Source organism: Tabrizicola piscis (assembly GCF_003940805.1).
Taxonomy (GTDB): Bacteria; Pseudomonadota; Alphaproteobacteria; order Rhodobacterales; family Rhodobacteraceae; genus Tabrizicola; species Tabrizicola piscis.
The window spans coordinates 2,983,544-3,010,383 of sequence record NZ_CP034328.1 but is presented as its reverse complement, the minus strand read 5'-3'; the positions used below and the strand labels follow the sequence as shown (position 1 = coordinate 3,010,383).

Annotated in this window: 22 protein-coding genes and 1 pseudogene; 20 read left to right on the top strand and 3 right to left on the bottom strand. The window is 64.9% G+C overall.

Annotation, left to right across the window (positions count from 1 at the left end; translation table 11 throughout):
• Positions 1–107 precede the first annotated feature (107 nt).
• The 8 genes from EI545_RS14640 (at position 108) to EI545_RS14605 (ending at position 8,610) form a co-directional block, all read left to right on the top strand.
• Positions 108–1,430, top strand: a complete 1,323-nt coding sequence (locus tag EI545_RS14640; RefSeq protein WP_125326156.1) for an ABC transporter substrate-binding protein — start codon at positions 108–110, stop codon at positions 1,428–1,430.
• A gap of 167 nt (positions 1,431–1,597) precedes the next feature.
• Complete coding sequence (locus EI545_RS14635; protein ID WP_125326155.1) at positions 1,598–2,545, top strand: carbohydrate ABC transporter permease; 948 nt, start codon at positions 1,598–1,600, stop codon at positions 2,543–2,545.
• Positions 2,546–2,729: 184 nt separating this feature from the next.
• Positions 2,730–3,671: a carbohydrate ABC transporter permease gene (locus tag EI545_RS14630; RefSeq protein WP_125326154.1), complete on the top strand. Its 942-nt coding sequence runs from the start codon at positions 2,730–2,732 to the stop codon at positions 3,669–3,671.
• A gap of 103 nt (positions 3,672–3,774) precedes the next feature.
• Positions 3,775–3,963 carry a hypothetical protein gene (locus tag EI545_RS14625; protein ID WP_125326153.1) on the top strand — a complete coding sequence of 63 codons (189 nt, stop codon included), beginning with the start codon at positions 3,775–3,777 and terminating at the stop codon, positions 3,961–3,963.
• A 2-nt stretch (positions 3,964–3,965) separates the two neighbouring features.
• Positions 3,966–5,060: an ABC transporter ATP-binding protein gene (locus EI545_RS14620; RefSeq protein ID WP_125326152.1), complete on the top strand. Its 1,095-nt coding sequence runs from the start codon at positions 3,966–3,968 to the stop codon at positions 5,058–5,060.
• Positions 5,053–6,060: an ABC transporter ATP-binding protein gene (locus EI545_RS14615; RefSeq protein ID WP_125326151.1), complete on the top strand. Its 1,008-nt coding sequence runs from the start codon at positions 5,053–5,055 to the stop codon at positions 6,058–6,060. Before EI545_RS14620 ends, EI545_RS14615 begins: the two co-directional genes overlap by 8 nt.
• The gene (locus EI545_RS14610) at positions 6,057–7,679 is read left to right on the top strand and encodes a dihydroxyacetone kinase subunit DhaK (RefSeq protein WP_125326150.1); all 1,623 of its coding nucleotides are present in this window, start codon (positions 6,057–6,059) and stop codon (positions 7,677–7,679) included. Before EI545_RS14615 ends, EI545_RS14610 begins: the two co-directional genes overlap by 4 nt.
• 292 nt (positions 7,680–7,971) lie before the next feature.
• Positions 7,972–8,610 carry a hypothetical protein gene (locus tag EI545_RS14605; RefSeq protein ID WP_125326149.1) on the top strand — a complete coding sequence of 213 codons (639 nt, stop codon included), beginning with the start codon at positions 7,972–7,974 and terminating at the stop codon, positions 8,608–8,610.
• Positions 8,611–8,880: 270 nt separating this feature from the next.
• On the opposite strand, the gene ade is transcribed toward EI545_RS14605, so the two are convergent.
• The gene (ade, locus tag EI545_RS14600; protein ID WP_125326148.1) at positions 8,881–10,581 is read right to left on the bottom strand and encodes an adenine deaminase; all 1,701 of its coding nucleotides are present in this window, start codon (positions 10,579–10,581) and stop codon (positions 8,881–8,883) included.
• 76 nt (positions 10,582–10,657) lie between these two features.
• On the opposite strand from ade, the gene EI545_RS14595 reads away from it, so the two are divergent.
• Positions 10,658–11,578, top strand: coding sequence for a DMT family transporter (locus EI545_RS14595; protein ID WP_125326147.1), 921 nt, complete (start codon positions 10,658–10,660; stop codon positions 11,576–11,578).
• A gap of 97 nt (positions 11,579–11,675) precedes the next feature.
• Here the strand turns inward: EI545_RS14595 and EI545_RS14590 are convergent, their stop codons facing one another.
• Positions 11,676–12,866, bottom strand: a complete 1,191-nt coding sequence (locus EI545_RS14590) for an ROK family transcriptional regulator (protein WP_125326146.1) — start codon at positions 12,864–12,866, stop codon at positions 11,676–11,678.
• A 280-nt stretch (positions 12,867–13,146) separates the two neighbouring features.
• Here EI545_RS14590 and EI545_RS14585 point away from each other — a divergent pair, with 280 nt between their 5' ends.
• From EI545_RS14585 to EI545_RS14535, 11 genes and pseudogenes are all read left to right on the top strand, one after another.
• Positions 13,147–14,172, top strand: a complete 1,026-nt coding sequence (locus tag EI545_RS14585; RefSeq protein WP_125326145.1) for a sugar ABC transporter substrate-binding protein — start codon at positions 13,147–13,149, stop codon at positions 14,170–14,172.
• Between the two features lie 132 nt (positions 14,173–14,304).
• Positions 14,305–15,381: an ABC transporter permease gene (locus tag EI545_RS14580; protein WP_125326144.1), complete on the top strand. Its 1,077-nt coding sequence runs from the start codon at positions 14,305–14,307 to the stop codon at positions 15,379–15,381.
• On the top strand, positions 15,381–16,172 hold the full coding sequence (locus EI545_RS14575) for an ATP-binding cassette domain-containing protein (RefSeq protein ID WP_125326143.1): 792 nt from the start codon (positions 15,381–15,383) through the stop codon (positions 16,170–16,172). Before EI545_RS14580 ends, EI545_RS14575 begins: the two co-directional genes overlap by 1 nt.
• 567 nt (positions 16,173–16,739) lie before the next feature.
• Positions 16,740–19,604, top strand: coding sequence for a monovalent cation/H+ antiporter subunit A (locus EI545_RS14570; RefSeq protein WP_125326142.1), 2,865 nt, complete (start codon positions 16,740–16,742; stop codon positions 19,602–19,604).
• Complete coding sequence (locus tag EI545_RS14565; protein ID WP_125326141.1) at positions 19,604–19,978, top strand: Na+/H+ antiporter subunit C; 375 nt, start codon at positions 19,604–19,606, stop codon at positions 19,976–19,978. Before EI545_RS14570 ends, EI545_RS14565 begins: the two co-directional genes overlap by 1 nt.
• Positions 19,978–21,483, top strand: coding sequence for a monovalent cation/H+ antiporter subunit D (locus EI545_RS14560; protein WP_125327554.1), 1,506 nt, complete (start codon positions 19,978–19,980; stop codon positions 21,481–21,483). Before EI545_RS14565 ends, EI545_RS14560 begins: the two co-directional genes overlap by 1 nt.
• A gap of 3 nt (positions 21,484–21,486) precedes the next feature.
• Positions 21,487–21,978 (top strand): Na+/H+ antiporter subunit E, encoded by a 492-nt coding sequence (locus tag EI545_RS14555; RefSeq protein WP_125326140.1) that lies wholly within the window; start codon positions 21,487–21,489, stop codon positions 21,976–21,978.
• Positions 21,975–22,247, top strand: coding sequence for a K+/H+ antiporter subunit F (locus EI545_RS14550; protein ID WP_425471572.1), 273 nt, complete (start codon positions 21,975–21,977; stop codon positions 22,245–22,247). The genes EI545_RS14555 and EI545_RS14550 overlap by 4 nt, the downstream gene beginning before the upstream one ends.
• A complete protein-coding gene (locus EI545_RS14545; RefSeq protein ID WP_245990063.1) occupies positions 22,244–22,618 on the top strand; it encodes a cation:proton antiporter in 375 nt (124 codons plus the stop codon). The genes EI545_RS14550 and EI545_RS14545 overlap by 4 nt, the downstream gene beginning before the upstream one ends.
• A 104-nt stretch (positions 22,619–22,722) precedes the next feature.
• Positions 22,723–23,712 (top strand): deoxyribose-phosphate aldolase, encoded by a 990-nt coding sequence (gene deoC / locus EI545_RS14540; RefSeq protein ID WP_125326139.1) that lies wholly within the window; start codon positions 22,723–22,725, stop codon positions 23,710–23,712.
• A 110-nt stretch (positions 23,713–23,822) separates the two neighbouring features.
• Positions 23,823–26,161, top strand: a pseudogene (locus EI545_RS14535) (aldehyde dehydrogenase family protein).
• A 61-nt stretch (positions 26,162–26,222) separates the two neighbouring features.
• Here EI545_RS14535 and EI545_RS14530 read toward each other — a convergent pair.
• Complete coding sequence (locus EI545_RS14530) at positions 26,223–26,777, bottom strand: YqgE/AlgH family protein (protein WP_125327548.1); 555 nt, start codon at positions 26,775–26,777, stop codon at positions 26,223–26,225.
• Between the last annotated feature and the right edge of the window lie 63 nt (positions 26,778–26,840).

The following is a 26,840-nucleotide window of genomic DNA, read 5'->3' as shown; positions in this document are numbered from 1 at the left end:
CCTCAAAAATGCTTTACAGGTCGCCACCCTCGTGTCTATCGTCATGGCAATTCAAGAAGGCCCGGCATCGGTACGGGTCCACCTGCAACATCATCGGGAGGAATGCCATGAAACGGACAACACTGGCCGCATCCGCGGCGCTTGCATTGGTCTGGGCTGCCCAGGCCAATGCCCAGACCACCGAACTGACGCTGTGCTGGGCCGCCTGGGACCCGGCGAACGCGCTTGTCGAACTGTCCAAGGACTTCGAAGCGCAGTCGGGCATCAAGATGAATTTCGAATTCGTCCCATGGCCCAACTTCGCTGACCGGATGCTGAACGAACTGAACTCGGGCGGCAAACTGTGCGACCTGATGATCGGCGACAGCCAGTGGATCGGTGCGGGCGCGGAATCGGGCCACTATGTCAAGCTGAACGATTTCTTCGACGCCAATGCCATCTCGATGGATGCCTTCGTTCCGGCCACCGTGACCGGCTATTCCGAATGGCCGAAGGGCACGCCGAACTACTGGTCGCTGCCCGCCTTCGGTGACGTCGTCGGCTGGACCTACCGCAAGGACTGGTTCGAACGCCCGGAAATCGCCACTGCCTTCAAGGAAAAGACCGGACGCGACCTGACGCCCCCCGCCACCTTCGCCGAACTGAAAGAGGTGGCCGAATTCTTCCAAGGCCGCGAGATTGACGGCAAAACGGTCTACGGTGCGTCGATCTACACCGAACGCGGGTCCGAAGGCATCACGATGGGCGTGATGGACGTCCTCTACTCCTTCGGCTTCAAATACGAAAACCCCGACAAACCCTATGACATGGCGGGCTTCGTCAATTCGCCGGGTGCCGTCGCGGGGCTGGAGTTCTACAAGTCGCTTTACGACTGCTGCACCCCGCCGGGCATGTCGAACGCCTATATGGGCGAAGGCATCGACGCCTACAAATCCGGTCAGGTCGCGATGCAGATGAACTTCGCCTTCACCTGGCCGGGGTTCGAGGTTGACCCCAACGTCGGCGGCGGCAAGACCGGCTATCTGGTGAACCCCGCGGGCCCCGACGGCGAACGTTTTGCCCAGCTTGGTGGTCAGGGCATTTCGGTGGTGTCCTACAGCGAAAAGCAGGATGCGGCGCTGGAATACATCAAGTGGTTCGCACAGGCCGAGGTGCAGCAGAAGTGGTGGTCGATGGGCGGCTTCTCCTGCCTGCGCGCCGTGGTGGAAGACCCCGCCTTCGCCTCCAGCCAGCCCTATGCGCAGACCTTCCTCGACTCGATGGCCATCGTGAAGGACTTCTGGGCCGAACCCAGCTACGCGACCCTCCTCGCGGACAGCCAGAAGCGCTTCCACGACTATGTCGTTGCCGGCACTGGCACCGCACAAGAGGCGCTGGACGGCCTGGTCGCCGACTGGACCGTCACGTTCGAGGATGACGGCAAGCTCTGATCCGGCATGGGGGCGGGCCTGCCCGCCCCCGACGCCTTAGTCCACCCGGGATCGCCCGCCCTGCCACAGGGTCAGCGCCCCCTCTCCACCGCATCCCGCAACGAAGCAGGGTTCACAGCGCCAAATCTGGCGTAGACTGCCGCATGCCCCCGATCAAGGCCGCCCCGATGTCCGACACCCCAGCCGACCGCCTTGCCCGCGCCACACCGCCCACCCTTGCCCGCAAGGTGCGGGGCCTTTCGGACCGCACCATCGCCTGGATCTTCGTTGCCCCCACCATCCTCCTCCTCCTTGCGATCAACATCTTCCCGCTGATCTGGACCATCCGGCTGTCCTTCACCAACTACCGCGCCAACCGCCCGAACGAGCCTGTCGAATGGGTCGGCCTGCGCAATTACGAACGCATCCTGACCGACCCCGACATCTGGCAGACGATGCAGGCCACCGCGCATTTCCTGTTCTGGACGCTGGTGCTGCAGGTGCTGATCGGCTTCACCCTCGCCTGGCTGATCAACCGCAAGTTCCGCGGCAATGACCTGATGACCACCCTCATCGTGATCCCGATGATGCTGTCGCCCGCCGTGGTGGGCAACTTCTGGACCTTCCTGTACCAGCCGCAGATCGGCCTCATCAACTACGCGGTCGAATTCGTGACCGGCATCCCCGCCTCATCCTTCACCATGCTGGGCTCCGTCACCCTCGCGCCATGGGCCATCGTCATCGTCGACACCTGGATGTGGACGCCCTTCGTGATGCTGATCTGCCTTGCGGGCCTGCGGTCGATCCCCGACTACATCTACGAGGCGGCCGAGGTCGACCGCGCCTCGAAGTGGCGGCAGTTCTGGACGATGACCGTCCCGATGGTCCTGCCCTTCCTGATGCTCGCCGTCCTGTTCCGCGGGATCGAGAACTTCAAGATGTTCGACCTCGTGGTCCTGCTGACCGGCGGCGGCCCGGGTGACACCACGCTTCTGTCCTCGATCGAGTTGAAGCGCGAAGCGTTCGAGAAATGGCGCACCGGCTATTCCTCGGCCTACGCGATCATCCTGTTCGTCACGGTCTTCGGCCTGGCCTCGATCTACGTCAAGGCGCTGAACAAGGTGAAGGAGCGGTGATGTCGATCCCTCGCCAAGCCCCCCACCCCCACCCCCACCCCCATCCCCTCCCCACAAGGGGGAGGGGAGCCGCCCCGCGCCAAGCCTCGCGCTGCACACCAGCCACGCCGCACCTCCCTCCCCCCTCGTGGGGGAGGGCCGGGGTGGGGGGGACACCCGCCAGAACCAATGCCCGAGGCCAGAAATGAGCGCCTATTCCGTCACCGAACCATCGAAGCTTTCGAAATGGGTCGCGGGTGCCTTGGTCGTGGCCTACACGGTCATCACCCTTTTGCCGCTGGTCTGGATCATCTCCACCGGGTTCAAGACCGGGCCGGACAGTATCAGCTATCCGCCAAAGGTGCTCTTCTCGCCCTCGATCGAAGGCTATGTGAACCTCTTCACCGACCGCACCCGCGCCACGCCGGAACAATTGGCGACAATGCCCCCGCCCGACAATTTCGTCGACGAAATCGTCCAGCGCCGGGGCGAGGTTGTCACTGGCCCCTCGCGCTTTGGCGAGCGGTTCCTGAATTCCGTCATCATCGGCTTTGGGTCCACCGCGCTGTCGATCTTCCTTGGCACGCTGGCCGCTTATGCCTTCAGCCGCTTCAAGGTGCCGCTCAAGGATGACCTTCTGTTCTTCATCCTTTCCACCCGGATGATGCCCCCCATCGCTGTCGCGATCCCGATCTTCCTGATGTACCGCCAGCTTGGCCTTTCGGACACGCATCTTGGCATGATCCTGCTTTATACCGGGGTGAACATCTCGCTTGCCGTGTGGCTGCTGAAAGGCTTCATCGACGAGATTCCCCGCGAATATGAAGAGGCCGCCCTGATCGACGGCTACACCCGGTTTCAGGCCTTCCGCAAAGTCGTGCTGCCTCAGGCCGCCACCGGCATCGCCTCCACCGCGATCTTCTGCCTGATCTTTGCGTGGAACGAATACGCCTTCGCGGTCCTCCTCACCTCGGGCAACGCCCAGACTGCGCCCCCGTTCATCCCCACTATCATCGGCGTTGGCGGTCAGGACTGGCCCGCCGTGGCCGCAGGGGCAACGCTGTTCCTCCTGCCCGTCATGATCTTCACGATCCTCCTCCGCAAACATCTTCTGCGCGGTATCACGTTCGGAGCGGTGCGCAAATGATCTTTGCTTTCACAATGGCTCAAGTATCCCCGCCGGAGGCTCCCGCAGCCAGGGTCGGATGCCTCCGGCGGGGATATTTTTCCCAGAATGAAAGGGCCAAGAGATGAGCAGCTTCTTCAATGGCCTCCTCCGCTTTCGCCGTGGCCCGTGGGAGAACCTCGCCACCGTCCTCATCGCGCTTGGCGTCGTGATGCTGATGCAGCCCTTCTTTCTCTGGGCCTTCACCTGGTCCTTTGTTGTCACTCTGATCGGCACCCTGATGTTCATCGTCACCAGCCACTTTCCGGAATAGTCATGGCCGAAATCGTCATCCGCAACCTGCGCAAGGAATTCGGCGCGTTCACGGCGGTGAGGGGGTCGTCCTTCACCATCAGGGACGGCGAATTCTTCATGCTGCTCGGCCCGTCCGGCTGCGGCAAGACCACAACCTTGCGCATGATCGCCGGGCTGGAACTGCCCACCTCGGGCGAGATCCTGATCGACGGTGAGGATGTCAGCCAGAAACCCGCCAGCCAGCGCGACATTGCGATGGTGTTCCAGATGTTCGCGCTTTACCCGCATATGAACGTGCGGAAAAACATCAGCTATCCCCTCGTCAGCCAGGGCATGCCGAAGGCGCAGGTGCAGGCCAAGGTGGCCGAGGTGGCGCGCATCCTTGGCATTGCCGACATCCTCGACAAACCGGTCGGTGGCCTCTCTGGCGGCGACCGTCAGCGGGTGGCGCTTGGCCGGGCGATCGTCAGAAACCCGAAGGCCTTCATGATGGACGAACCCCTTGGCGCGCTGGACGCGGAGTTTCGCGAACACATGTCCGAAGAACTCCGCGCGCTGCACGACCGGATGAAGGCGACCACCGTCTATGTCACCCATGACCAGCTTGAGGCGATGCAGATGGGCGACAAGATCGTGGTGATGAACCACGGCGTCGTCGAGCAATTCGGCACGCCGCAGGATATCTATGACCACCCCGCCACCCTGTTCGTGGCAGATTTCATCGGCAGCCCGTCGATGAACTTCCTGCGCTTCGAAGGTGTGGCGGCGGCGGGGGCGACCAGCGTGCAACTGGGCGAGGTGCCAATGTCCCTCCCCGAACTGCAAGAACCCGCCGCGGGCAAGCTCGTCCTCGGCGTGCGGCCCGAACATGTGGGGCTGACCGACAACAGCCCCTATCGCGGGCGGGTGGAGGCGACGGAATATCTGGGCACCACCCAGATCGTCACCCTGTCCACCCCAAACGGCGTGGTAAAGGCCCGCGCGCCGGCAACGCAGTCCGTCAAGCTGGGTGAGGCTGTTGGCCTGACCCTCAACCCCCGTACGCTGTCCTTGTTTGACGCCACCACCGGCCGCGCTTTCCGCACTGCCGCCAATGCCGGGGTTCATCATGGCTGAAGTCACCCTCTCCGGCCTGAGCAAATCCTTCGGCGCCGCCAAGGCCCTTAGCGATGTGTCGCTGACCATCCCCGACGGTGCCTTCGTCGTCCTCCTTGGCCCCACCGGGGCGGGCAAGACCACCACGTTGCGCCTGATCGCCGGCCTCGACCGCCCCGACGCAGGCGATATCCGCATCGGCGGCCACAGCGTCCTGCAAGACACCCCCGCCCAGCGTGACGTGGCGATGGTCTTCCAGCAATACTCGCTTTACCCCCACCTCACCGTGCGCGAAAACCTCGCCTTCCCGCTCCGCTCCCCCATGATCGCCCTCCCGGAAGCCGAGATTGCCAAGCGCGTGGCCGAGGTGGCCGCAGTGCTGCACATCCCCCACAAGCTCGACAACAAGGCCACCGCCCTGTCAGGGGGTGAGATGCAGCGCGTCTCCATCGGCCGGGCGCTGGTGCGGCAACCCCGCATCTACCTGATGGACGAACCCCTCAGCAGCCTCGATGCCAAACTCCGCGCCGACCTGCGGATCGAACTCAAGCGCATCCACGCCGAGCTTGGGGCAACCTTCCTTTACGTCACCCATGACCAGATCGAGGCGATGACCATGGCCACCCATGTCGGCGTTCTCGACCACGGCCGCCTTGTCCAATACGGCTCGCCGAGGGAGATCTACGAAAACCCCGTCTCCGCCTATGTCGCCTCCCGCCTCGGCCAGCCGCGCATCAACCTCCTGCCCGCCGACGCCTTCGGCCCAGCGCCGCCCGGTGCCACCCAGATCGGCCTGCGCCCCGAACATATCCACGTCGGTGAAGGCCGCGACGCCACCATCCGCCGCGTCGAACACCTTGGCGACCAGACCCGCCTGCACCTCACCCTCGGCCCGCATGAGATGATCACCCTCACCGATCCGCATACCGAGGCCCGCCCCGGCGACACCCTTCAGATCCGCCCGCACAACCCGCTCTGGTTTGACGCCAGCGGCAACCGCATCCAGGGACCAACCCCATGAAACAGTTCATGAACTCCAAGGACCAACTGGTGACCGAGGCGATTGACGGCCTCCTTCGAACCAGCGGCGGCAAGCTGGCGCGCCTTGACGGCTACCCCCATATCAAGGTCGTCACCCGCACTGACTGGGACCGCTCCAAGGTCGCCCTCGTCTCTGGCGGCGGCTCCGGTCACGAACCAAGCCACGCCGGTTTCGTCGGCCAAGGGATGCTGACCGCCGCCGTCTGCGGCGACGTCTTCGCCAGCCCTTCCGTCGACGCCGTCCTTGCGGGCATCCTCGCCGTCACCGGCAAACCCGGCTGCCTCCTCATCGTCAAGAACTACACCGGCGACCGCCTCAACTTCGGCCTCGCCGCCGAGCGCGCCCGCGCCTTCGGCCTCAAGGTCTCGATGGTCATCGTCGATGATGACATCGCCCTGCCTGACCTGCCGCAGGCCCGCGGCGTCGCTGGCACTCTCTTTGTCCACAAGATCGCCGGGGCCATGGCTGAATCCGGCGCCGACCTTGACACGATCACCGCCGCCGCGACCGCCACCATCAAGGGCGCGATCTCCATCGGCATGTCGCTCGACACCTGCACTGTCCCCGGCTCCCCCAAGGAAGACCGCATCAGCGCTGGCAAAGCCGAACTCGGCCTCGGCATCCATGGTGAGGCGGGGATCGAGCAGGTGGATTTCACCGGCGCCCGCTCTGCCATGCAGATGGTCGCCGACAAACTCCTTCCCCACATGGGCGGCGGAGACCACGTTGCCCTTCTCAACAACCTCGGCGGCACCACGCCGTTGGAAATGTCAATTCTGACCGAGGAACTCGCCCGCTCCCCCCTCGGGGCGCGCACCAAATGGATCATCGGCCCCGCCGCCATGATGACCTCACTCGACATGCACGGCTTTTCCGTCTCGCTCCTCCCCGTTGACCACGCGCAGGTCACCAGCCTCGCCGCCCCCGTCGCCCCCCATGCCTGGCCCGGCCTCGCCCCCCTTGGCAGCGTTGCCGTCAAGCCCCTCCCCGATGGCCTCGCCCCCATCCAGCCCGTCCCCTCCGCCCACCCCGCCCGCCGCGCGCTGATCGACCGGTGCTGCAAGGCCCTCATCGCGGCCGAGGCTGACCTGAACCTCCTCGACGCCAAGTCCGGCGACGGCGACACCGGCAGCACCCTCGCCGGTGCCGCCCGCGCCCTGCAAAGCGCGCTGGACCGCCTCCCCCTCGCCGACCCAACCCAGCTTTACCGCGCCATCGGGATGGAGCTGAGCCAAACCATGGGCGGCTCCTCCGGCGTCCTCCTCGCCATCTTCTTCGCCGCCGCCGGCGACGCGAGCGCCTCTGGCAAAACCTGGATCGGCGCGCTCACCGCAGGTCTGGACCGAGTGATGCAAGTGGGCGGAGCCGCCCCCGGCCACCGCACCATGATCGACGCCCTCGCCCCCGCGCTGGCGGCGTTGCCGCAGGGAGTGTCCGCCGCCGCCAAAGCCGCGAGAGAAGGTGCAAACGCCACCGCCGAGATGACCCGCGCCAAAGCCGGAAGGGCAACCTACCTCGCCGCCGACAAGCTCAAGGGCCACAACGACCCGGGCGCGGAAGGCGTGGCGCGGTTGTTTGAGGATTTGGCCAAAGGCTGACCCATCCGTGTCTTGCCCGATTTGTCCGTCGACAAATCGGGCCGCGCCTGCCTGCCCCTGGCAGGCGCGTTACCGCGCCCGCCCAGCCAGGCGCGCCCCGATTTTCCACCGTTCGGGAAAACTGCACCCCCCTTGCCCTCCGGCTTGCGCCTCCAGGCAATCGGGTCGGGCGACTGTCCACTGAACAGTCGCTTTTCCGACCCTCTGGCGCGCTTCGTAGGGTGCGCTTCAGCGCACCGCGCCAGGTCGGGACTTGTCGCAGTTCACTCGTCACATGCTCTGACTTGTGGTAATGTTTAATCTATCAACGAGCACTAGCGTTTTCAGGAAAGGCTTCTATTTGCGTTCAAACGAAGCAAGCGGGGAGATCTCGATCTTCATTCTTGATGAGACTTACGATGGAGACGAAGACACTTGGGAAGAACATAGCGCACGCTACCGAGAGGGCCTAGAAAACGAATTTGGCGTCCCTTTCGTGGCCGAAAACGTTGGCCCCGGCGCCGATATTCCCGCGTTCCTGACGACAATAGCTACTGTATCCGTTCCGCTTTGGAGCGTCGTTATTGCCACCTTCTTTCTCGGCAAGCCGCTCAATGAAAACCTTGCCGCTTGGATCGAAATCGGCAAGAGGATCAAATCATTTTTTGGCAGGCCGGTCCTGCTTGCTCGTCATGGCGCTTCTGTCGTTGCAGTCGAAGTAGTTTTTTCCGAAATGGGTGGATTGCCCAAATCAATCCGCCTGCTCAGTTATCGGCCTGTACATATCGGCGATCCAGACGACCTGACAAAGTATGAGCGCAGCTCCAAAATTCTGGACAGTGCGCCAACCGTAAACCTGGGCTACGTGCGGCACATTTTCGAGATCGAAGCCGACGGGCAGCTATTCAGGGTTAGCGTAGATGGAAAGGTCGCAAAGGCCATTCGTATCTAGCGATCACTCGAACCACTTTCAGTGCACCCTTCCCTTTCCCTCCCCAAATATCCCACGGGAGGTCCGGAGGGTGTGAAACCCTCCGGCCGCCAGCCCAAGGCGAACCCCTTGCGGCCCCCAGGCCGAATACCAGCCACCAGCGCCTCCCTCCCCCCTCCGTGGGGGAGGGCTGGGGTGGGGGGGCGCCCTCAAAAGTTAACCAAACCTTACCCGGCCCTCATAACCCCTTGAAATCTCACAAGTGAACCCATGTCCCTGCCCGGGACACCCTCAGGGCATCACCTCGAACCGGTCCACATCCACCATCCCCATATCGGTGATCTTCAGATGCGGGATCACCGGCAGGCACAGGAAAGCCAGCTGCAGGAACGGCTCCTCCAACACGACCCCCAGCCCCTTCGCGGCGGACCGCAAAAGGACCAGCTTCTCCCGCACCTCCTCAAACGACAGCAGGCTCATCAACCCCGCCACCGGCAGCGCCAGCTCCGCCAGCACCCGCCCCCCCTCGACGACAACGAACCCACCCTCGATCTCCGACAGCCGGGCCACCGCCACCGCCATGTCCCCCGCATCCACCCCCACCACCGCGATGTTGTGGTGGTCGTGGCAGACGGTCGACGCAATCGCCCCGCGCGCCAGCCCGAACCCCTTCACGAACCCCGTCGCGATGTTCCCGTTCACCCCGTGCCGCTCCACCACCGCGATCTTCACGAGGTCGCGGGCCACGTCGGGCCGCTTGTCCCCATCCACCGGGGCGATTTCAAACGTCAGGTGCTCCGTGATGATCTTCCCCGGCAGGATGCCGATCACCGGCGTCTCCACCCGGTTGCCCCCCGTCCGGAACGACCCCGCCGTCACGATCGGAGCCTTCACCGACTGCCGCGCCACAGGCTCCGTCACCCCTCGCGCAGCAAAGGCCGCGTCCGACACAACCACCCCCCGCGCCAGTACGAGCGAGGCGTTGCACCCCTCCAGCCGATCAATCACCACGATATCCGCCCGCTTGCCGGGCGCGATCAGCCCCCGGTCCTTCAGCCCGAACGCCTCTGCCGCACTCAAAGACGCCGCCCGGTAGACTGCCAAGGGCGGGGCCCCCAAGGCGATGGCCGTGCGGATCATGTAATCCAGATGGCCATGCTCCCCGATATCCAGCGGGTTCCGGTCATCCGTGCAGAACGCCAGGTAAGGCGAGAACCGTTCCGTCAGCAGCCCGGCAAGCGCGTGCAGGTCCTTCGACACCGACCCCTCACGGATCAGGACGCGCATCCCCTTGCGGAGCTTTTCCAGCCCCTCCTCATACGAAGTCGCCTCGTGCTCGGTCCGGATCCCTGCACTGATATAGCCGTTCAGGTCATTGCCCCGCAGCAACGGCGCGTGCCCGTCGATATGGCGGCCCTGAAACGCCTCCAGCTTCGCCAGACAGCCGGGGTCCTTCATCAGCACACCGGGATAGTTCATGAACTCGGCCAGCCCGATCACGCCCGGATGATCCATCAGCGGCACAAGGTCCGCAGCCTCCAGTCGCGCGCCGGTCGTTTCCATGTGGGTCGAGGGCACGCAAGACGACAGGTTCACCCGCAGGTCCATCACCAGCTGGGCAGCGGCATCCAGAAAGTAGCGGATCCCCGGCACCCCGCAGACATTGGCAATCTCATGCGGGTCGCAGATCGCCGTCGTCACGCCCCGAGGCGTCACGCAGCGGTCGAACTCATGCGGGGTGACCAGACTGCTTTCCACATGCAAGTGCGTGTCGATGAACCCGGGCACCAGCACGCGGCCTGACACATCGATCTCGCGTCGGCCGGTATAGCTGCCGAATACCCCGACAATCGTATCACCGCAGATGGCCACGTCGGTTTCGACCAGATCCCCTGTGATCAGGTCAAAGACCCGCCCACCCTTCAGCACCAGGTCGGCGGGCGCGACACCGCGCCCTTGATCAATTCTGTCATTCAACGGTGCTTTCGGCATGGCATTCTCCTTTCCGATCAGGGAACCTGAAAGCCTGTCCGGCGTCTAGACGTCGTAACCCTGTCCGGATCTTCCCATGCGCCCCCTGCGCGGCATTGCCCTCAAACTCGCCTCGGTCCTGATCTTCATTGTCATGGCCTCGCTGATCAAGGCCACGGCGCAGCATGTCCCGGCGGGGCAGGCGGTGTTCTTCCGGTCACTCTTTGCCATGCCGGTGATCGTGGCATGGCTGATCTGGCGGCAAGAGCTTGCCACCGGCCTGAAGGCAAACGCCCCGCTGGGCCATGTCTGGCGCGGTGTTGTCGGCACGCTGGCCATGGGTCTTGGCTTTGCCGGGCTGGGCTATCTGCCTTTGCCCGAGGTTACGGCCATCGGCTATGCCGCGCCGCTGCTGACCGTGATCTTCGCGGCGATGTTTCTGGGCGAGGAGGTCCGGCTCTTCCGCATCTCGGCCGTCGTCCTTGGCATGATCGGCGTGCTGATCGTCCTTGCCCCACGTCTTAGCGTCAGCCCCGATCAGGCCAGCACGGCCGAGGCGCTGGGGGCGATGCTGGTTTTGGGCGGGGCGGTCTTTGCGGCGCTGGCGCAGGTCTTTGTCCGCAAGCTGGTGAACACCGAAAAGACCGCCGCCATCGTGTTCTATTTTTCCCTGACCGCGACGGTCCTGTCGCTGGTCACCCTGCCCTTCGGCTGGGTCTGGCCCACGCCCGGGGAAACCGCGCTTTTGGTCACCGCGGGCCTTCTCGGTGGCCTTGGCCAGATCCTGCTGACCTCCAGCTACCGCGAGGCGGATGCCTCATTGGTGGCACCGTTCGACTATGCCTCAATGCTGTTTGCCCTTGGGATCGGGTATTTCATCTTTTCCGAGATTCCGACCTGGACCATGCTGGGCGGTGCCGTGCTGATCGTCACGGCGGGTATCCTGATCATCTGGCGCGAGCGAAAGCTGGGGCTGGAACGCGCCCGGCAGCGCAAGGCGATGACGCCGCAGGGCTGACCCCCTGAGCCAACACCGCTTACATTCTGTCTGCGAAAACATCCCAAGGGAGGTCTGGAGGGTGTGAAACCCTCCAGCGCTGGCCAAAGGCGCGCGCCTACCCTTCGCGCACGGCTGCGTTCTGGTCGATCAGATAGCGCTGTGACAAGGGGATCGCCGCTGCCCCAAGCGCGCGCGCCTCGGCTCCGACCGTGCCCGCGCGGATCGCGGGTGGATCGACGCCGGACAGGTCCAGCCGGTAGAAGGCGGCTTCGGTCCGCCGCACGACTTCGGCCCGGATCTCAACCGGCATCCAGCCGTCAATCAGCACCGCCTGCATCTCAAGCAGGGTCGCCGCGCTGAGGATGGCGCTGGCCAAGCCATCGGCGGCCCAGGTCATCCAGCTGTCGAGGATCGGTTCGCTGATCTCCCACCGGTCGGGGCTTTCCCAAAGCTGGTCGGCCGACTGCCCCGTCGCCTCGATCGCATGGGCCAGCACGGACAGCGACGCGACCGACATCAACCGCCGCATTCGGCCGTCAGGCCCCGGCACTGGCATCGGGCCGACACCGGCGGCATTGCCGAACCGGCCGGTGAACAGCTGGCCGTTCAGGACCAGCCCGCCCCCGATGAAGTAGCCGAAATAGAAGTACAGGAAATCCTTCGGTTTCTCACCGGTGCCGAACACCAGCTCGGCCCCGCAGGCGGCGGTGGCGTCGTTCTGCACATGGACTGGCAGGCCCGCCAGCGCCGCAAGTTCCGCCTGAATGTCGCGGTCGCGCCAGGCGTCCATCTCGGACTGCGGTGCGCCGATGTCCTGCACCCAGGACCAAAGCTGGAACGGCATGGCGACCCCCATGCCAACGACCCGGTCGCGCTGGCCGCGTGGCAGGGTGGCCGTCAGCGCGGGCAGCGCATCGGCCACAAAGGCCGCCACCGCATCGGGCGTGGGATAGCGATAGACCTGACGGCGCGCGCCACGGACCCGGCCCAGAAAATCGACCAGCGCCAGGTCGGCCGACCGCCGCCCGATCTTCAGCCCGAAGAAATAGGCGCCGCCCGCGTCCAGCGACATCGGCACCGATGGCTGACCGATTCGGCCCCGGATCGGCTCGCCCCGCAGCAAGAGCCCGTCCTGTTCCAGCGCGCGCATGATGACGCTGACGGTCTGCGCCGAAAGCCCCGTCATCCGGGCGATGTCCGACTTTGCCAGCGCTGTGTGCTGGCGCACCAGCGACAGGACCAGACGTTCGTTATGCGCCCGCATGCCGGACTGATTCGACCCCCGCGGCCCGAACATATCGGGCATCGGCCGGGTCTCCAGCGTGGGGTCCGCTACACTCTTCACCAGGGCTTTTCCAAAGGCTTTCGTCGTCGGGACTGCGAATGACAGCGGCAGCTTGCTGAGGAAATGGGCGATATGTCAATAATAAATCAGAGTGATTTAATTATCTTGACGCAGGAAAGGGAATCGGGTTCTGTGACGCCCGGCGCAGCAAAACTGCCAGACTGCGCGCAGTGTAACGTGCCGTCTATTTTGCCGTCTAACTTACCGGGGCAAAGCCGCCCCGTTCCTCGGGAGGAACCAGATGAAGATCACCACCAAAGCCCTGCTCAGCGCGGCATCCCTCGCCTTGCTGTCGGCCGCTCCGGCGCTGGCCGAAAGCCACGGCGTTGCCGCCTGCCTGATCACCAAGACCGACACCAACCCCTTCTTCGTGAAGATGAAAGAGGGCGCCGAGGCCAAGGCCGCCGAGCTGGGCGTGACCCTGAAGTCCTACGCCGGCAAGATCGACGGTGACCACGAAAGCCAGGTCGCCGCGATTGAGGCCTGTGTCGCCGATGGCGCCAAGGGCATCCTGATCACCGCGTCCGACACCAAGGCCATCGTCGACAGCGTTGCTGCCGCGCGTGCGGCTGGCGTTCTGGTCATCGCGCTTGACACCCCGCTGGACCCGATCGACGCGGCGGATGCCACCTTCGCGACCGACAACTTCCAGGCTGGCCTGCTGATCGGCCAGTGGGCGGCGGCGAGCATGGGCGCGGAAGCGGCCAACGCCAAGATCGCGATGCTTGACCTTGCCATCTCGCAGCCGTCGGTAGACGTTCTGCGCGATCAGGGCTTCCTGACCGGCTTCGGCATCGACACGGTCGACATCAACAAGTGGGGTGACGAAACCGACCCGCGCATCGTTGGCAACGAAGTCACCGCCGGCAACGAAGAGGGCGGCCTGAAGGCGATGGAAGCCCTCCTTGCCAAGGACCCGGACATCAACGTGGTCTACACGATCAACGAACCCTCTGCCGCCGGTGCGTTTGAGGCGCTGAAGGCCGCGGGCAAGGAAGGCGTGCTGATCGTCTCGGTCGACGGCGGTTGCCCGGGTGTGGCAGACGTCAAGGACGGCGTGATCGGCGCCACCTCGCAGCAGTACCCGCTGCTGATGGCCTCGCTTGGGATCGAAGCCATCGCCAAGTTCGCCGCTGACGGCACCAAACCGGCCCCGACCGAAGGCAAAGCCTTCTTCGATACCGGTGTGGCGCTGATCACCGACAAGCCGGTTGAAGGGGTCGAATCCATCGACACCACCAAAGGCATGGAACTGTGCTGGGGCTAAGTCCCCGGCCCCATGCAGCCAGCAGTTGATTTGCAGGCCTGACTGGGCACACACTCAGACCAAGGGCGGCCATCGCGCCGCCCTTGGCATAACGGGCCCCGAAAGCGGGCGCGTCCTTGGGGAGGGAAATGCATGACCAACGACGCAAAGTCGGTTTCAGGCAGCTATGAGGCCGGGCTGAAAGGCGCGACCGAAACGGTGGCCGAATTCCACGAAGACACCGGCGCCTTGAAACGGCTGCAGCACTGGCTGCACCAGACCCCCTCGGCCGTGCCGCTGATCGTGCTCTTGATCTCGCTGGTGATCTTCGGCTTTGCCGCCGAGAATTTCTTCAAGGCCGGAACGCTTTCCACCATCCTGCAGCAGATCGCCATTGTCGGCATTCTGGGCTGCGCGCAAAGCATCGTCATCCTGACGGCGGGCATTGACCTGTCGGTCGGGGCGATTGCGGTCTTTTCCTCGGTCCTGATGGGCCAGATCACCTTTCGCTACGGCGTGCCGGCCGAATTGGCCATCGCCATCGGCCTTGCCCTCGGGACTGCGATGGGCGCGGTCAACGGGGTGCTGATCGCCAAGTTGAGGCTGCCCCCCTTCATCGTGACGCTGGGCACCTGGCAGATCCTTCTGGCCGCCAACTTCATCTATTCCCGGAATGAAACGATCCGGTCGGCCGATATCTCGGAACAGGCCCCGGCCTTGCGCTTCTGGGGTCAGGCGATCGAGCCTGGGGGGATCAAGGTCCTTTACGCCGTTTTCCTGATGATCGCGCTGGTGGCGATCATGGCCTATGTGCTGCGCCATACTGCATGGGGGCGACATGTCTATGCCACGGGCGATGACCCGCAGGCCGCCGAACTGGCAGGGGTGCCGACCCAGAAGGTGCTGATCCAGGTCTATGCGCTGGCGGGCCTGTTCTGCGCCATCGCAGGCTGGGTGATGATCGGGCGCTTCGGGTCCGTGTCGCCCACCGCCTCCACGGGCCAGCTTGGCAACATCCAGTCGATCACCGCCGTGGTGATCGGGGGGATCTCGCTGTTCGGCGGGCGGGGGTCGATTGTCGGCATGTTCTTCGGCGCCCTGATCGTCGGCGTCTTCGAGATGGGTCTGCGCCTTGTCGGCACCGACCCGCAATGGACCTTCTTTCTCATCGGCGTGCTGATCATCTTCGCCGTCGCCGTGGACCAGTGGATCAGAAAGGTGTCAGGCTGATGGAACCCATTCTCAAGGCCCCCATTCTTCGCGCTCAGGGCCTTTACAAGCGCTACGGCAAGGTCACCGCGCTGAACAACTGCGACTTCGAGCTTTATCCCGGCGAGATCCTCGCCGTGATCGGCGACAACGGCGCGGGCAAATCCACGCTGATCAAGGCGATCTCTGGCGCGGTGCAGCCGGATGAGGGGCATATCTGGCTGGAAGGCCGGGAGATCGCCTTCAAGACCCCGATCGAGGCCCGGGCCGCCGGGATCGAGACGGTTTACCAGACGCTTGCCATGTCGCCTGCCCTGTCGATTGCCGACAACATGTTCATGGGGCGCGAGTTGCGCAGGCCCGGGATCATGGGGTCGGTGTTCCGCAAGCTGGACCGGGCGCGGATGGAGGCCTTCGCCCGCGAAAAGCTGAACGAGCTTGGGCTGATGACGATCCAGAACATCAACCAGGCGGTGGAAACGCTGTCGGGCGGCCAACGGCAAGGCGTCGCGGTGGCCCGCGCGGCGGCTTTCGGGTCCAAAGTGGTGATCCTGGACGAACCGACCGCAGCGCTGGGGGTGAAGGAAAGCCGCCGGGTGCTGGAACTGATCCGTGACGTGCGGTCGCGCGGCATCCCGATCATCCTGATCAGCCACAACATGCCGCATGTGTTCGAAGTGGCGGACCGCATCCACATCCACCGGCTGGGGTCGCGGCTCTGCGTGATCAAGCCGCAGGACTATTCGATGTCGGACGCGGTAGCCTTCATGACCGGCGCCAAGCTGCCCGAAGGCGTGACCGAAGCCGCCTGACGCAAAGTGGCGCGGCGTTCCGCCGCAAGTCGCTCAGGTCGCCGGCGCGGGCAAAGCCCGCTTGGCTCCGCGGTGGTTGCCATCGTTGTCCGGCCCGGTGCTGCAGCGCGGGCTCCGGGGTCTGCTGTCGGATGCCTCCGGCGGGAGTATTTGGAAAAGAGCAACTGCTTAGGCATCCGTTAACCTTGGCGGGTGCAGGATTGTCCGGCGGTACAGGGAGGAGTCCCGATGACCGCAAGGAGCAAGTCGCCCCGCCCGGCGTGGGATCCCATGCCCAGACGAAAGTCCCGTCGGGCGGCGCGCGCGCATGGCTGCGTTGCTCTTTTCCAAATACTCCCGCGCGGAGCGCTTCTTGACGGTGCGGCCATCCCACCGGTGCAGATGGGGATGCGCCAGCGCCGTCCGCAGGGGCTCGATGCCCCGAGGACGGCACCCCTTGCGGGAAAAGCGCACGAAATCGGGCGGCTGAGGCCTTGAATCCCTTGACCTGAACCCCACATCGCCCCAAACCCGCCGCGACGCACAAGCCCGCAAAAGACAAGACGCCACGACGAGGAAACTGCCCGAATGTCCCTAGCCCTGATTGCGGCCCTGCCATTTCTGGGCGCGCTTTTGCCCGGCCTGATGATCCGGGCCGGACGTGACGCCTGCGCTGCGGTCACCGGTTCGGTCACCTTGCTGGCATTGGTGCTTCTGGGGCTCAACGCGCCAACCGTGCTGGCCGGGGGGGTAATCCAGACCCAGATTGAATGGTTGCCCGCCCTTGGCCTGAACGCCAACTTCTTTCTTGACGGGCTGGGGCTGCTGTTTGCGGGGCTGATCCTTGGGATCGGCCTGCTGATCATCATCTATGCCCGCTTCTACCTGTCGAAGTCTGACCCGATGGGGCAGTTTTACACCTACCTCATGCTGTTTCAGGGCGCGATGGTGGGGATCGTCCTTTCCGACAATATCCTGCTGCTGCTGATCTTCTGGGAGCTGACCTCGCTTTCGTCCTTCCTGCTGATCGGCTACTGGAAGCACTTGCCCGAGGGTCGCCAGGGCGCGCGGATGGCTTTGGCTGTCACCGGGGGCGGCGGGCTTTGCCTGATCGCGGGGATGCTGATCCTGGGCGGGATCGTCGGCAGCTATGATCTGACCGTGATCCTTGAGAACAAGGAGATGGTCCAGGCCAGCGACTGGTATCTGCCCGCGCTGATCCTGATCCTGCTGGGGGCTTTCACGAAATCGGCGCAGTTTCCGTTCCACTTCTGGCTGCCGCATGCGATGGCGGCGCCCACCCCGGTCTCGGCCTACCTCCACTCGGCCACCATGGTGAAGGCGGGGCTGTTCCTGATGGCACGCCTCTGGCCGGTGCTGGCGGGCACGCCGGAGTGGTTCTGGATCGTCTCGACCGCCGGCCTTGTCACCATGGTGATGGCCGCCAAGATCGCGCTGTTCAAGGATGACCTGAAGGCGCTGCTGGCGTTTTCCACCGTCAGCCAACTTGGCCTGATCACCATGCTGCTGGGCTTTGGCACCAAGGCCGCCGCCACTGTGGCCGTGTTCCACATCATCAACCACGCGACCTTCAAGGCAGCCCTCTTCATGACCGCCGGGATCGTCGACCATGAGGCGCATACCCGCGACCTCCGCCGGCTTGGCGGCCTGCGCACCCTGATGCCGATCACCTTCGGGATCGCCCTGCTTGCATCACTTTCCATGGCGGGCATCGCGCCGCTGAACGGGTTCCTGTCGAAGGAGTTGATGCTGGAGGAAGCGGCCCACACGGTCTGGCTGACCCCTTGGGCGATGGGCGTGCTGGCCACGATCGGGGCGCTGTTCTCGGTCGCCTACAGCTTTCGCTTTCTGGCGCATGGCTTCCTTGGCCCGGTGCGGGATGACTATCCCCATACCCCGCATGATCCCGGCCCCGGCCTTTGGGGCGCGCCTGCCTTCCTTGCCCTGCTTGTCGTGCTGATCGGCCTGTTCCCGATGGTCACTGCTGCCTGGCTGGTCGATGTGGCCGCCAGCGCCGTGACGGGTGAAGTGGTGACGGCCAAGATCACCCATTGGCACGGGCTGGAGGCGGTGGCGCTTTGGATGTCGCTGGCGGCTGTCGGCGGTGGCCTGATGGCGCTTGGCGCCTATCCCCGCCTGCGGGCGATGTGGGACGCCACCCCCCGGCCGGAGGCGAAGCCGATCTTCGACGGCATCATCGAACCGCTTGCCGCGCTGTCCCGCACCTTGACCGACACCCTGCACAACAGTTCGCTGTCGCGGGCGGTGGCCGTGGCGGTGCTGGCGATTGCGGGCGCATCACTCTGGGCCTTCTCGGGTGGGACCCATGCCTCCGGCACGCGCGCCCTTCTGCCGGTCACGCCTGCGCTGACCGGCGTTTGGGCGGTGATGATGCTTGCGGCGCTGGCGCTGCCGTTCTTCCATCGTGACCGGGTGGTCGCGCTGGTCCTGACCGGGGTGGTGGGCCTGCTGATCGCGCCGATGTTCGCGCTGTTTTCCGCCCCCGACCTTGCCCTGACGCAGATCTCGGTCGAGGTGGTGACGATCCTGCTGATGCTGCTGGCGCTGAACTTCCTGCCGAAATCCACTCCGGTGGAAAGCCTGCCCATCCGCCGTCTGGGTGATGCCGCGATTGCGGGCATCGCGGGCGCTGGGATCGGCTGGCTGGCCTATGCGATGATGACGCGCAGCCCGGCGTTCGACCCGATCTCGGCCTTTCACCTTGCGGAATCGAAACCCGGTGCGGGGGGGACCAACGCGGTCAACACCATCATCGTGGACTTCCGCGGCTATGATACCTTTGGCGAGATCATCGTTCTCGGGATTGCTGCGCTGGTGATCTATGCCCTGTCCGAAACCCTGCTGCGCAGCCCTGCCGTGACCCGGCGACTGGCCAGCATCGCGCCTGAGCGTGAGGGTGGCGACCGCCATCCGATGATGCTGGTGGTGTCCACCCGCCTGCTTTTGCCGATGGCGATGATGGTGGGGGTCTACATCTTCCTGCGGGGCCACAACCTGCCGGGCGGCGGCTTTGTTGCGGGGCTTGTCTTCGCCATCGCTTACCTCATGCAATACATGGCGTCGGGCTATGTCTGGAGCCATGCACGCCAGCGCTATGACCACCATGTGCTGATCGGCTGGGGCGTGCTGGTGTCCGTTGTGGCAGGGGTCGGGGCCTGGGCCTTTGGCCTGCCGTTCCTGACCTCGGGCTTTGAATACGTCAACCTTTGGCCACTGGAGGAGTTTGAACTGGCGACCGCCGCAATCTTTGACCTTGGCGTGTTCCTCTGTGTCCTTGGCGCGATCCTGCTGGCACTGGCCTCGCTGTCGCGCCTTGGTCTGCGCACGGGCGAGACGGTGAACACCCGCGCCTTCGACATCAACCCGTCCGAGGCCGCAACCCTTGCCGACGCAGCCGAGGAGGCCCGCTGATGGAAGCGCTTGTCGCATCGGCCATTGGCCTTCTGACCGCCGTCGGCATCTACCTGATCCTGCGGCTGCGGACTTTCCCGGTGATCCTGGGGCTGACCTTCCTCAGCTACGGGGTGAACGTGTTTCTGTTCACCTCCGGCCGTCTGACGGTGAACGCCGCCCCGATCATCGGGCGCAGCGAACCCTATGCCGACCCCTTGCCGCAGGCGCTGGTGCTGACGGCCATCGTGATTTCCTTCGGGATGACGGCGGTCCTGATGATCATGGCCATCGGCGGCCATCTTGAGGCCGGGCATGACAAGGTGAACATCGCCAAGGACGATGACACCCAGACTGATCCGCAGACTGAGACGCAAACTGGGGACCGGACATGATGAGCCATTGGATCATCGCCCCCGTCGTCCTGCCATCGCTGGTGGCGGCGCTGATGGTCATCACCATGCGCGGCGATCTTCTGCTGCAGCGCGTGGCCGGGGTGGCCAGTATCATCGCATTGAACGGCATTGCGCTGGCGCTGCTGTGGGCTGCCACGGTTCATGGCCCCGAGGCGTATTTCCTTGGCGATTGGCCCGCCCCTTTCGGCATCGTTCTGGTCCTTGACCGGTTGTCTGCCATGATGGTTGCCCTGCTGGCCCTTCTGGCGCTGGCCGTGGTGCTTTACGCCATCGGGTCGGGCTGGGACGCCAAGGGCGCGCATTTCCACCCGCTGCTGCAATTCCTGCTGATGGGGATCGGCGGGGCCTTCCTGACCGGCGACGCCTTCAACCTGTTCGTGTTCTTCGAGGTCCTGCTGATCGCCTCCTACGGCCTGATGGTCCATGCCGGGGGCGGCACGCGCACGCGGGCAGGCATCCAGTATGTTGCCTTCAACCTTGTTGGATCATCCCTGTTCCTGTTCGCATTGGCGCTGGTCTATGGGGTCACCGGCACGCTGAACATGGCCGACCTTGCGGTGAAGCTGCCCACCTTGCCCGAGGGCGATGCCGCGCTTCTGCGCGTGGCCGCCGTGATGCTGATCATGGTCTTTGCGATCAAGGGCGCGCTGGTGCCGCTGCAGTTCTGGCTGCCCGGCACCTATGCCAACGCGCCGGGGGTTGTCGCCGCGATGTTCGCGGTGATGACCAAGGTTGGCGCCTATGCCACCCTGCGCTTTGGCACGCTGGTCTTTCCACCAAGCCTTGCCGCCACGGGCGACCTCCTCTCCAGCCTGATCCTGCCCGCCGGGCTGGTGACGCTGGTCGTTGGCGCCGTCGGCGTCCTTGGGGCGTCCACCCTGCCACGTCTGGTGGCCTTTGGCGCCATCGCCTCGATGGGCACCGCCTTCATCGCCATCGGGGCGTTCACCCCGGAGACCACCGCGGCGGCACTCTACTATATCCTGCATTCGACCCTTGCGACCGCTGCGTTGTTCCTTGTGGCTGACCTTGTCACCCGTCGCCGGACCCACGCGCGGCTGGATGATACCGCGCCCCCCATCGCGCAATCGGGGCTGATCGCGTCGCTCTACCTTGCCGCCGCCGTCGCCATGGCCGGGATGCCGCCGCTTTCCGGCTTCATCGGCAAACTTCTGGTCCTTGACGCCTTCCGCGACCAGACGGCGCTGATCTGGTCAACTGTCCTCGGCTCCTCCTTCCTGATGATCCTTGGCTACGCCCGGGCCGGTTCCCACATCTTCTGGAAGGCCAGCGCGCTTGACGCCCAGCCCGAGGAGCCGCGCCCCGAAGGCCTTGCCTTTACCGCCACCATCGGCCTTGTGGTGGCCTTGGCCCTGCTGACGATCCTTGCCGGGCCGATCACCGACTGGCTGACCGAAACCGCCGCCACGCTTTACGCGCCTGACGGTTACATCGCCGCCAACCAACTGGGACAGGAAAGGTAAGCCATGCTGAAGCGCCTGTTCCCGCACCCCTACCTGACGCTGACGCTGATCGTCTTCTGGTTCCTTCTGGTCAACCAGTGGAAGGTCGGCAGTCTGGTCATGGCCGTCTTCCTTGCCACGGTGATCCCGCACCTGACCTCGGCCTGGTGGCCGGACCGTCCAAAGGTGCGGCGTCCCTTCGGCCTTGCAGCCTATTCGATCTTGGTGATGTGGGACGTGATCGTCGCCAACTTTCAGGTGGCGCGGATCGTCCTGTTTATGCCGAAGGACAAGATCCGTTCGGCATGGGTGACTGTCCCGCTTGACCTGCGCTCACCCGAAGCGATCACGTTGCTGGCCGGTACCATCACCATGACCCCCGGCACCCTGACCGCCGACATGTCGGCCTGCGGTCGCGCGCTGCTGATCCATTCGCTGCACGCCCCCGACCCTGCCGCCGTGCGTGACGACATCAAGGCCCGGTATGAGGCCCGCCTGAAAAGGATTTTCGAATGATCCTCAGCACCGCCCTGACCTTCATGATCGGCTGCATCTGCCTCGCGCTGATCCTGAACCTGATCCGCCTGTTCAACGCCCCCACGATCACCGACAAGATCCTGACGCTGGACACGATGACGGTGAACACGCTCGCGCTGGTGGTCCTTTACGGCATCTGGGCCGGTACCGGCCTGTATCTTGAGGCGGCGATCCTTTTGGCCCTGACCAGCTTTGTCGGCACAGTCGCCTACTGCAAATACCTCCTGCGGGGGAGCATCATCGAATGACACCCACCTTGTCCCTGCTGCTGGAGCTGTTCCTTGCGGCCATGCTTGTCGGCGGCGGCATCTTCGCGCTGGTTGGCAGCTATGGCCTGCTTCGCCTGCCCCAGCCGATGCAGCGCCTGCACGCGCCGACCAAGGCCACGACCATCGGCGTCGGCGCGGCCCTTCTGGTTTCGGCCCTCGACATGGTGCCGCAGGGCAGCATCAGCTGGCAGGAGCTGCTGATCACCGTCTTCCTCCTCCTGACCGCACCAATCTCGGCCCTGTTCCTTGCCAAGACCCTGCTGATGCGGAACGAAGACCCGGCCAGCCTGCCCGACCCCGGCACCGGTACGCCTTGGGCCACACTTGAGGACGACCGCAGCGACGGCTGAGCTTGACTTTTGACCATGCGGTCAAATTTCTGCAGCCACCGCCCTTGTCCGCCCGCGCCCCGCGTGGCATCGTCACATCCATCGCTTGGCGGCGGGAGGGGACCATGGATACGACGACATCGCCCACGCAGGGTCTTTTGCCGCAGGTGACCCACGCCCGCAATCCCGGCATGGCGCTGGACCTGGACTGGGTCGCCGCCGTGCAGGCCAACACCTCCGCGATCGAGCGCCGCGCCGCCACCCTGCCCGGCCGCCGGTCGGTGAAGAAAGAGTTTCAGGCCGCTTGGCTTCTTAAAGCCATCAGCCTGATCGACCTGACCACCCTGTCCGGAGATGACACCGCAGGCCGCGTCCAGCGCCTTTGCGCCAAGGCCCGCCAGCCCGTGGCCCCCTGGATGCTGGAACGCCTGGGGATGACCGGCCTGACCACCGGCGCCGTCTGTGTCTACCACGAGATGGTCGAAACCGCCGTGCGCGCGCTGGAGGGAACCTCGATCCCTGTTGCCGCCGTCTCAACCGGCTTTCCGGCGGGCTTGTCGCCCTACAAACTTCGGATCATGGAGATCGGCGAAAGCGTCCGCGCTGGGGCGAAGGAGATCGACATCGTCATCTCCCGCCGCCATGTCCTCACGCAGAACTGGCAGGCCCTTTATGATGAGATGGCCGAGATGCGCGCCGCCTGCGGTGACGCCCATGTCAAGGCGATCCTCGCCACCGGCGAACTTGGCACGCTTCGCAACGTCGCCCGCGCCAGCCTGATCTGCATGATGGCCGGGGCCGATTTCATCAAGACCTCGACCGGGAAAGAGGGCGTCAACGCCACCCTCCCCGTCAGCCTGACCATGATCCGCGCCATCCGTGACTATGAGGCGCGCACCGGCTTCAAGGTGGGCTACAAACCCGCCGGCGGCATCGCCAAGGCCAAGGACGCGCTCGTCTACCTTTCCCTAATGAAAGACGAACTGGGCCACCCATGGCTGCAGCCCGACCTCTTCCGCTTCGGCGCCTCCAGCCTTTTGGGCGACATCGAGCGCCAGCTGGAACACCACCTTACCGGCCACTACTCCGCCGCCAACCGCCACGCGATGGGCTGACGAATGCTTCCCCACCAAACCCTCCTCGTTCGACTTCGTCTTCTCGTCGCCCCCCCTGCGAGGAGTGACGAAGTCATCGCCGAGCCCGCCCCGCATCATTGAGGGACCCCATGACCATCAAGGAAATCTTCGACAGCATGGCCTACGGCCCCGCCCCGGAATCCGCCGCAGAAGCCCTCGCCTGGATCGCCAGGCACAACGGGACCTTCGGCCACTTCATCGACGGGTCCTTCACCAAGCCGGGTGAAACCTTCGCCACGGCAAACCCCGCCACCGGCAAACCCCTCGCGCAGGTCACCCAAGGCACTGCCGAGGACGTCACCGCTGCCGTGAAAGCCGCCCGCCGCGCCCAACCCGGCTGGGCGAAACTCCCCGCCCACAAGCGCGCGCAGTATCTCTACGCGCTGGCAAGGCTCACGCAAAAGCACGCCCGCCTGCTCGCCGTTCTTGAAACCCTCGACAACGGCAAACCGATCCGCGAGAGCCGCGACATCGACATCCCCCTCGTCGCCCGCCACTTCTCCTACCACGCAGGGTTGGCCCAACTCCTCCCCTCCGAACATCCCGACCTCACCGCCTTGGGGGTCTGCGGCGCGATCATCCCCTGGAACTTCCCGCTTCTCATGCTCGCGTGGAAGGTCGCCCCTGCGTTGGCTGCCGGGAACACCATCGTCCTCAAACCCGCCGAATACACCCCCCTCACCGCCCTCCTCTTCGCCGAGATCAGCCGTGAGGCGGGCCTGCCCAAGGGTGTGCTCAACATCGTCACCGGCGACGGCAGCACCGGAGCCGCGCTGGTAGACGCGGAAGTCGACAAGATCGCCTTCACCGGCTCCACCTCCGTCGGCAAGCGCATCCGCGAAGCGACGGCCGGCACCGGCAAAGCCCTCACCTTGGAGCTTGGCGGCAAATCCCCCTACATCGTCTTCGACGACGCCGACCTCGACTCCGCCATCGAAGGCCTCGTCGATGCGATCTGGTTCAACCAGGGCCAGGTCTGCTGCGCCGGCTCCCGCCTCCTTGTCCAGGAAGGCATCGCCCCCCGCTTCTACGACAAGCTCAAGCGCCGGATGGACGGCCTGCGGGTCGGAGACCCCCTCGACAAGGCCATCGACATCGGCGCCATCGTTGACCCCATCCAGCTCGACACCATCACCCGACTAGTCAAAGAAAACCCCGAGGGCGACCACTACCAGGCCCCCTGCCCCCTCCCCGCCCAGGGCTCCTTCTACCCCCCACCCTCATCACCGGCCTCGGCACCGCCTCCCCGCTGATGCAGGAAGAAATCTTCGGCCCCGTCCTCGTCGCCATGACCTTCCGCACGCCCGAAGAAGCCGTCCAACTCGCCAACAACACCAAATACGGCCTCGCCGCGACGGTCTGGACCGAGAACATCAACCTCGCCCTCGACATCGCCCCCAAACTCAAGGCCGGAGTCGTCTGGGTCAACGCCACCAACCTCTTCGACGCCGCCGCAGGCTTTGGCGGCGTCCGCGAATCCGGCTTCGGACGTGAGGGCGGGTGGGAGGGCCTGATGGCCTACCTCAAACCCAGCCTCAAACCCGTCGCCCTCAAACCGGCCACCACACCAGCGGTCCCCAGCGAGCCACAAGTCGACGCCCTCGACCGTACCGCCAAGATGTACATCGGCGGCAAACAGGCCCGGCCGGACTCCGGCTACTCGCAACCCGTCTACAGCCCCAAAGGTAAACTCCTCGGCCATGTCGGCATCGGCAACCGCAAGGACATAAGGAACGCGGTCGAAGCCGCCCACGCCGCCAAATCCTGGGCCAAGACCACCGCCTACAACCGCGCGCAGGTCCTCTACTTCATCGCCGAAAACCTCTCCGCCCGTGCCACCGAGTTCGCCACCAGACTGCAAGACCTCACCGGCAAACCCGGCCAGACCGAGGTGGACGCGAGCATCCAACGCCTCTTCACCTACGCCGCCTGGGCCGACAAATATGACGGGCACGCCAAATCCGTCCCCATCCGCGGCATCGCGCTGGCGATGAACGAGCCCACCGGCGTGATCGGCGCGCTTTGCCCCGACGAGGCCCCCCTCCTCGGCCTCATCTCCCTCATGGCCCCCGCCATCGCGATGGGCAACACGGTGATCCTCGTCCCCGGCCAGCACCCCCTGAGCGCCACCGACTTCTACCAGATCCTCGACACCTCCGACGTCCCCGCCGGGGTCGTCAACATCGTCACCGGCCCTCCGCAAGACCTCGCCAAGAGCCTCGCCGGCCACATGGACGTCGACGCGGTGTGGAGCTTCTCCTCCCACCCTCTCTCCGCCCTCATCGAGCGCGAGGCGGCCAGCAACGTCAAACGCACCTGGGTCAACCACGGCCGCGCGAGGAACTGGATGGGACCCGAGGGCGAAGGCCGGACGTTCCTGTCCCAGGCCACCGAGGTCAAGACAGTCTGGGTGCCGTATGGGGAGTGAGGCCAACAGCGATTGGCCGTAGGGTGGGTGCCAACCCACCGCCCCCAATCCCTTGCGGCCGCTACGCTCGCCCCGCCGCCGCACTCAGCGTCAAAGGATCAATCCCCATCCCCCGCAGCGCCGCTGACCATTTCACCCGGTCATCCGCCCCGAACACCAGCCCCTCCGCCGCATCACAGGTCAGCCAGTCGTTCCGCGCGATCTCGGCCTCCAGCTGGCCCGGCCCCCAGCCGGAATAGCCCAGCGCCAGCAAGGCGTTGGCCGGCCCCCCGCCCTTGGCCAAAGCCTCCAGAATATCCGTCGTCGCGGTCATGCCGTACCCGCCCGGCACAGCCATCGTGCCCCGGCCCATCTGCCAGTCGGGGGAGTGCAGGACAAACCCCCGCCCCCGCTCCACCGGGCCGCCCAGATGGACGTGGATATCCCGCCCCTCGGGCACGCGGGGGATGCCAAGGTGCTCCAGCAGCCCGGAAAAGCTCAGATCCTCCAGCGGCTTGTTGACGATCAGCCCCATGGCCCCATCGCCCGAATGCGCACAGACCAGGATCACGCTTCGGTCAAAGCGCGGGTCTGCCATGCCCGGCATCGCGATCAGGATCTGTCCGGCCAGGTCCATCATGTTTTCGCTCCCGAAACCATGCCCTCAACATGGCCCCCGGGGGCGCGGGTCTCAAGCCCC

Coding starts and splice junctions, on each gene's coding strand:
- EI545_RS14640 (WP_125326156.1), top strand. CDS start 108: ATGAAACGGACAACACTGGCCGCATCCGCGGCGCTTGCATTGGTCTGG.
- EI545_RS14635 (WP_125326155.1), top strand. CDS start 1,598: ATGTCCGACACCCCAGCCGACCGCCTTGCCCGCGCCACACCGCCCACC.
- EI545_RS14630 (WP_125326154.1), top strand. CDS start 2,730: ATGAGCGCCTATTCCGTCACCGAACCATCGAAGCTTTCGAAATGGGTC.
- EI545_RS14625 (WP_125326153.1), top strand. CDS start 3,775: ATGAGCAGCTTCTTCAATGGCCTCCTCCGCTTTCGCCGTGGCCCGTGG.
- EI545_RS14620 (WP_125326152.1), top strand. CDS start 3,966: ATGGCCGAAATCGTCATCCGCAACCTGCGCAAGGAATTCGGCGCGTTC.
- EI545_RS14615 (WP_125326151.1), top strand. CDS start 5,053: ATGGCTGAAGTCACCCTCTCCGGCCTGAGCAAATCCTTCGGCGCCGCC.
- EI545_RS14610 (WP_125326150.1), top strand. CDS start 6,057: ATGAAACAGTTCATGAACTCCAAGGACCAACTGGTGACCGAGGCGATT.
- EI545_RS14605 (WP_125326149.1), top strand. CDS start 7,972: ATGTTTAATCTATCAACGAGCACTAGCGTTTTCAGGAAAGGCTTCTAT.
- ade (WP_125326148.1), bottom strand. CDS start 10,581: ATGCCGAAAGCACCGTTGAATGACAGAATTGATCAAGGGCGCGGTGTC.
- EI545_RS14595 (WP_125326147.1), top strand. CDS start 10,658: ATGCGCCCCCTGCGCGGCATTGCCCTCAAACTCGCCTCGGTCCTGATC.
- EI545_RS14590 (WP_125326146.1), bottom strand. CDS start 12,866: ATGCCCGATATGTTCGGGCCGCGGGGGTCGAATCAGTCCGGCATGCGG.
- EI545_RS14585 (WP_125326145.1), top strand. CDS start 13,147: ATGAAGATCACCACCAAAGCCCTGCTCAGCGCGGCATCCCTCGCCTTG.
- EI545_RS14580 (WP_125326144.1), top strand. CDS start 14,305: ATGACCAACGACGCAAAGTCGGTTTCAGGCAGCTATGAGGCCGGGCTG.
- EI545_RS14575 (WP_125326143.1), top strand. CDS start 15,381: ATGGAACCCATTCTCAAGGCCCCCATTCTTCGCGCTCAGGGCCTTTAC.
- EI545_RS14570 (WP_125326142.1), top strand. CDS start 16,740: ATGTCCCTAGCCCTGATTGCGGCCCTGCCATTTCTGGGCGCGCTTTTG.
- EI545_RS14565 (WP_125326141.1), top strand. CDS start 19,604: ATGGAAGCGCTTGTCGCATCGGCCATTGGCCTTCTGACCGCCGTCGGC.
- EI545_RS14560 (WP_125327554.1), top strand. CDS start 19,978: ATGAGCCATTGGATCATCGCCCCCGTCGTCCTGCCATCGCTGGTGGCG.
- EI545_RS14555 (WP_125326140.1), top strand. CDS start 21,487: ATGCTGAAGCGCCTGTTCCCGCACCCCTACCTGACGCTGACGCTGATC.
- EI545_RS14550 (WP_425471572.1), top strand. CDS start 21,975: ATGATCCTCAGCACCGCCCTGACCTTCATGATCGGCTGCATCTGCCTC.
- EI545_RS14545 (WP_245990063.1), top strand. CDS start 22,244: ATGACACCCACCTTGTCCCTGCTGCTGGAGCTGTTCCTTGCGGCCATG.
- deoC (WP_125326139.1), top strand. CDS start 22,723: ATGGATACGACGACATCGCCCACGCAGGGTCTTTTGCCGCAGGTGACC.
- EI545_RS14530 (WP_125327548.1), bottom strand. CDS start 26,777: ATGGACCTGGCCGGACAGATCCTGATCGCGATGCCGGGCATGGCAGAC.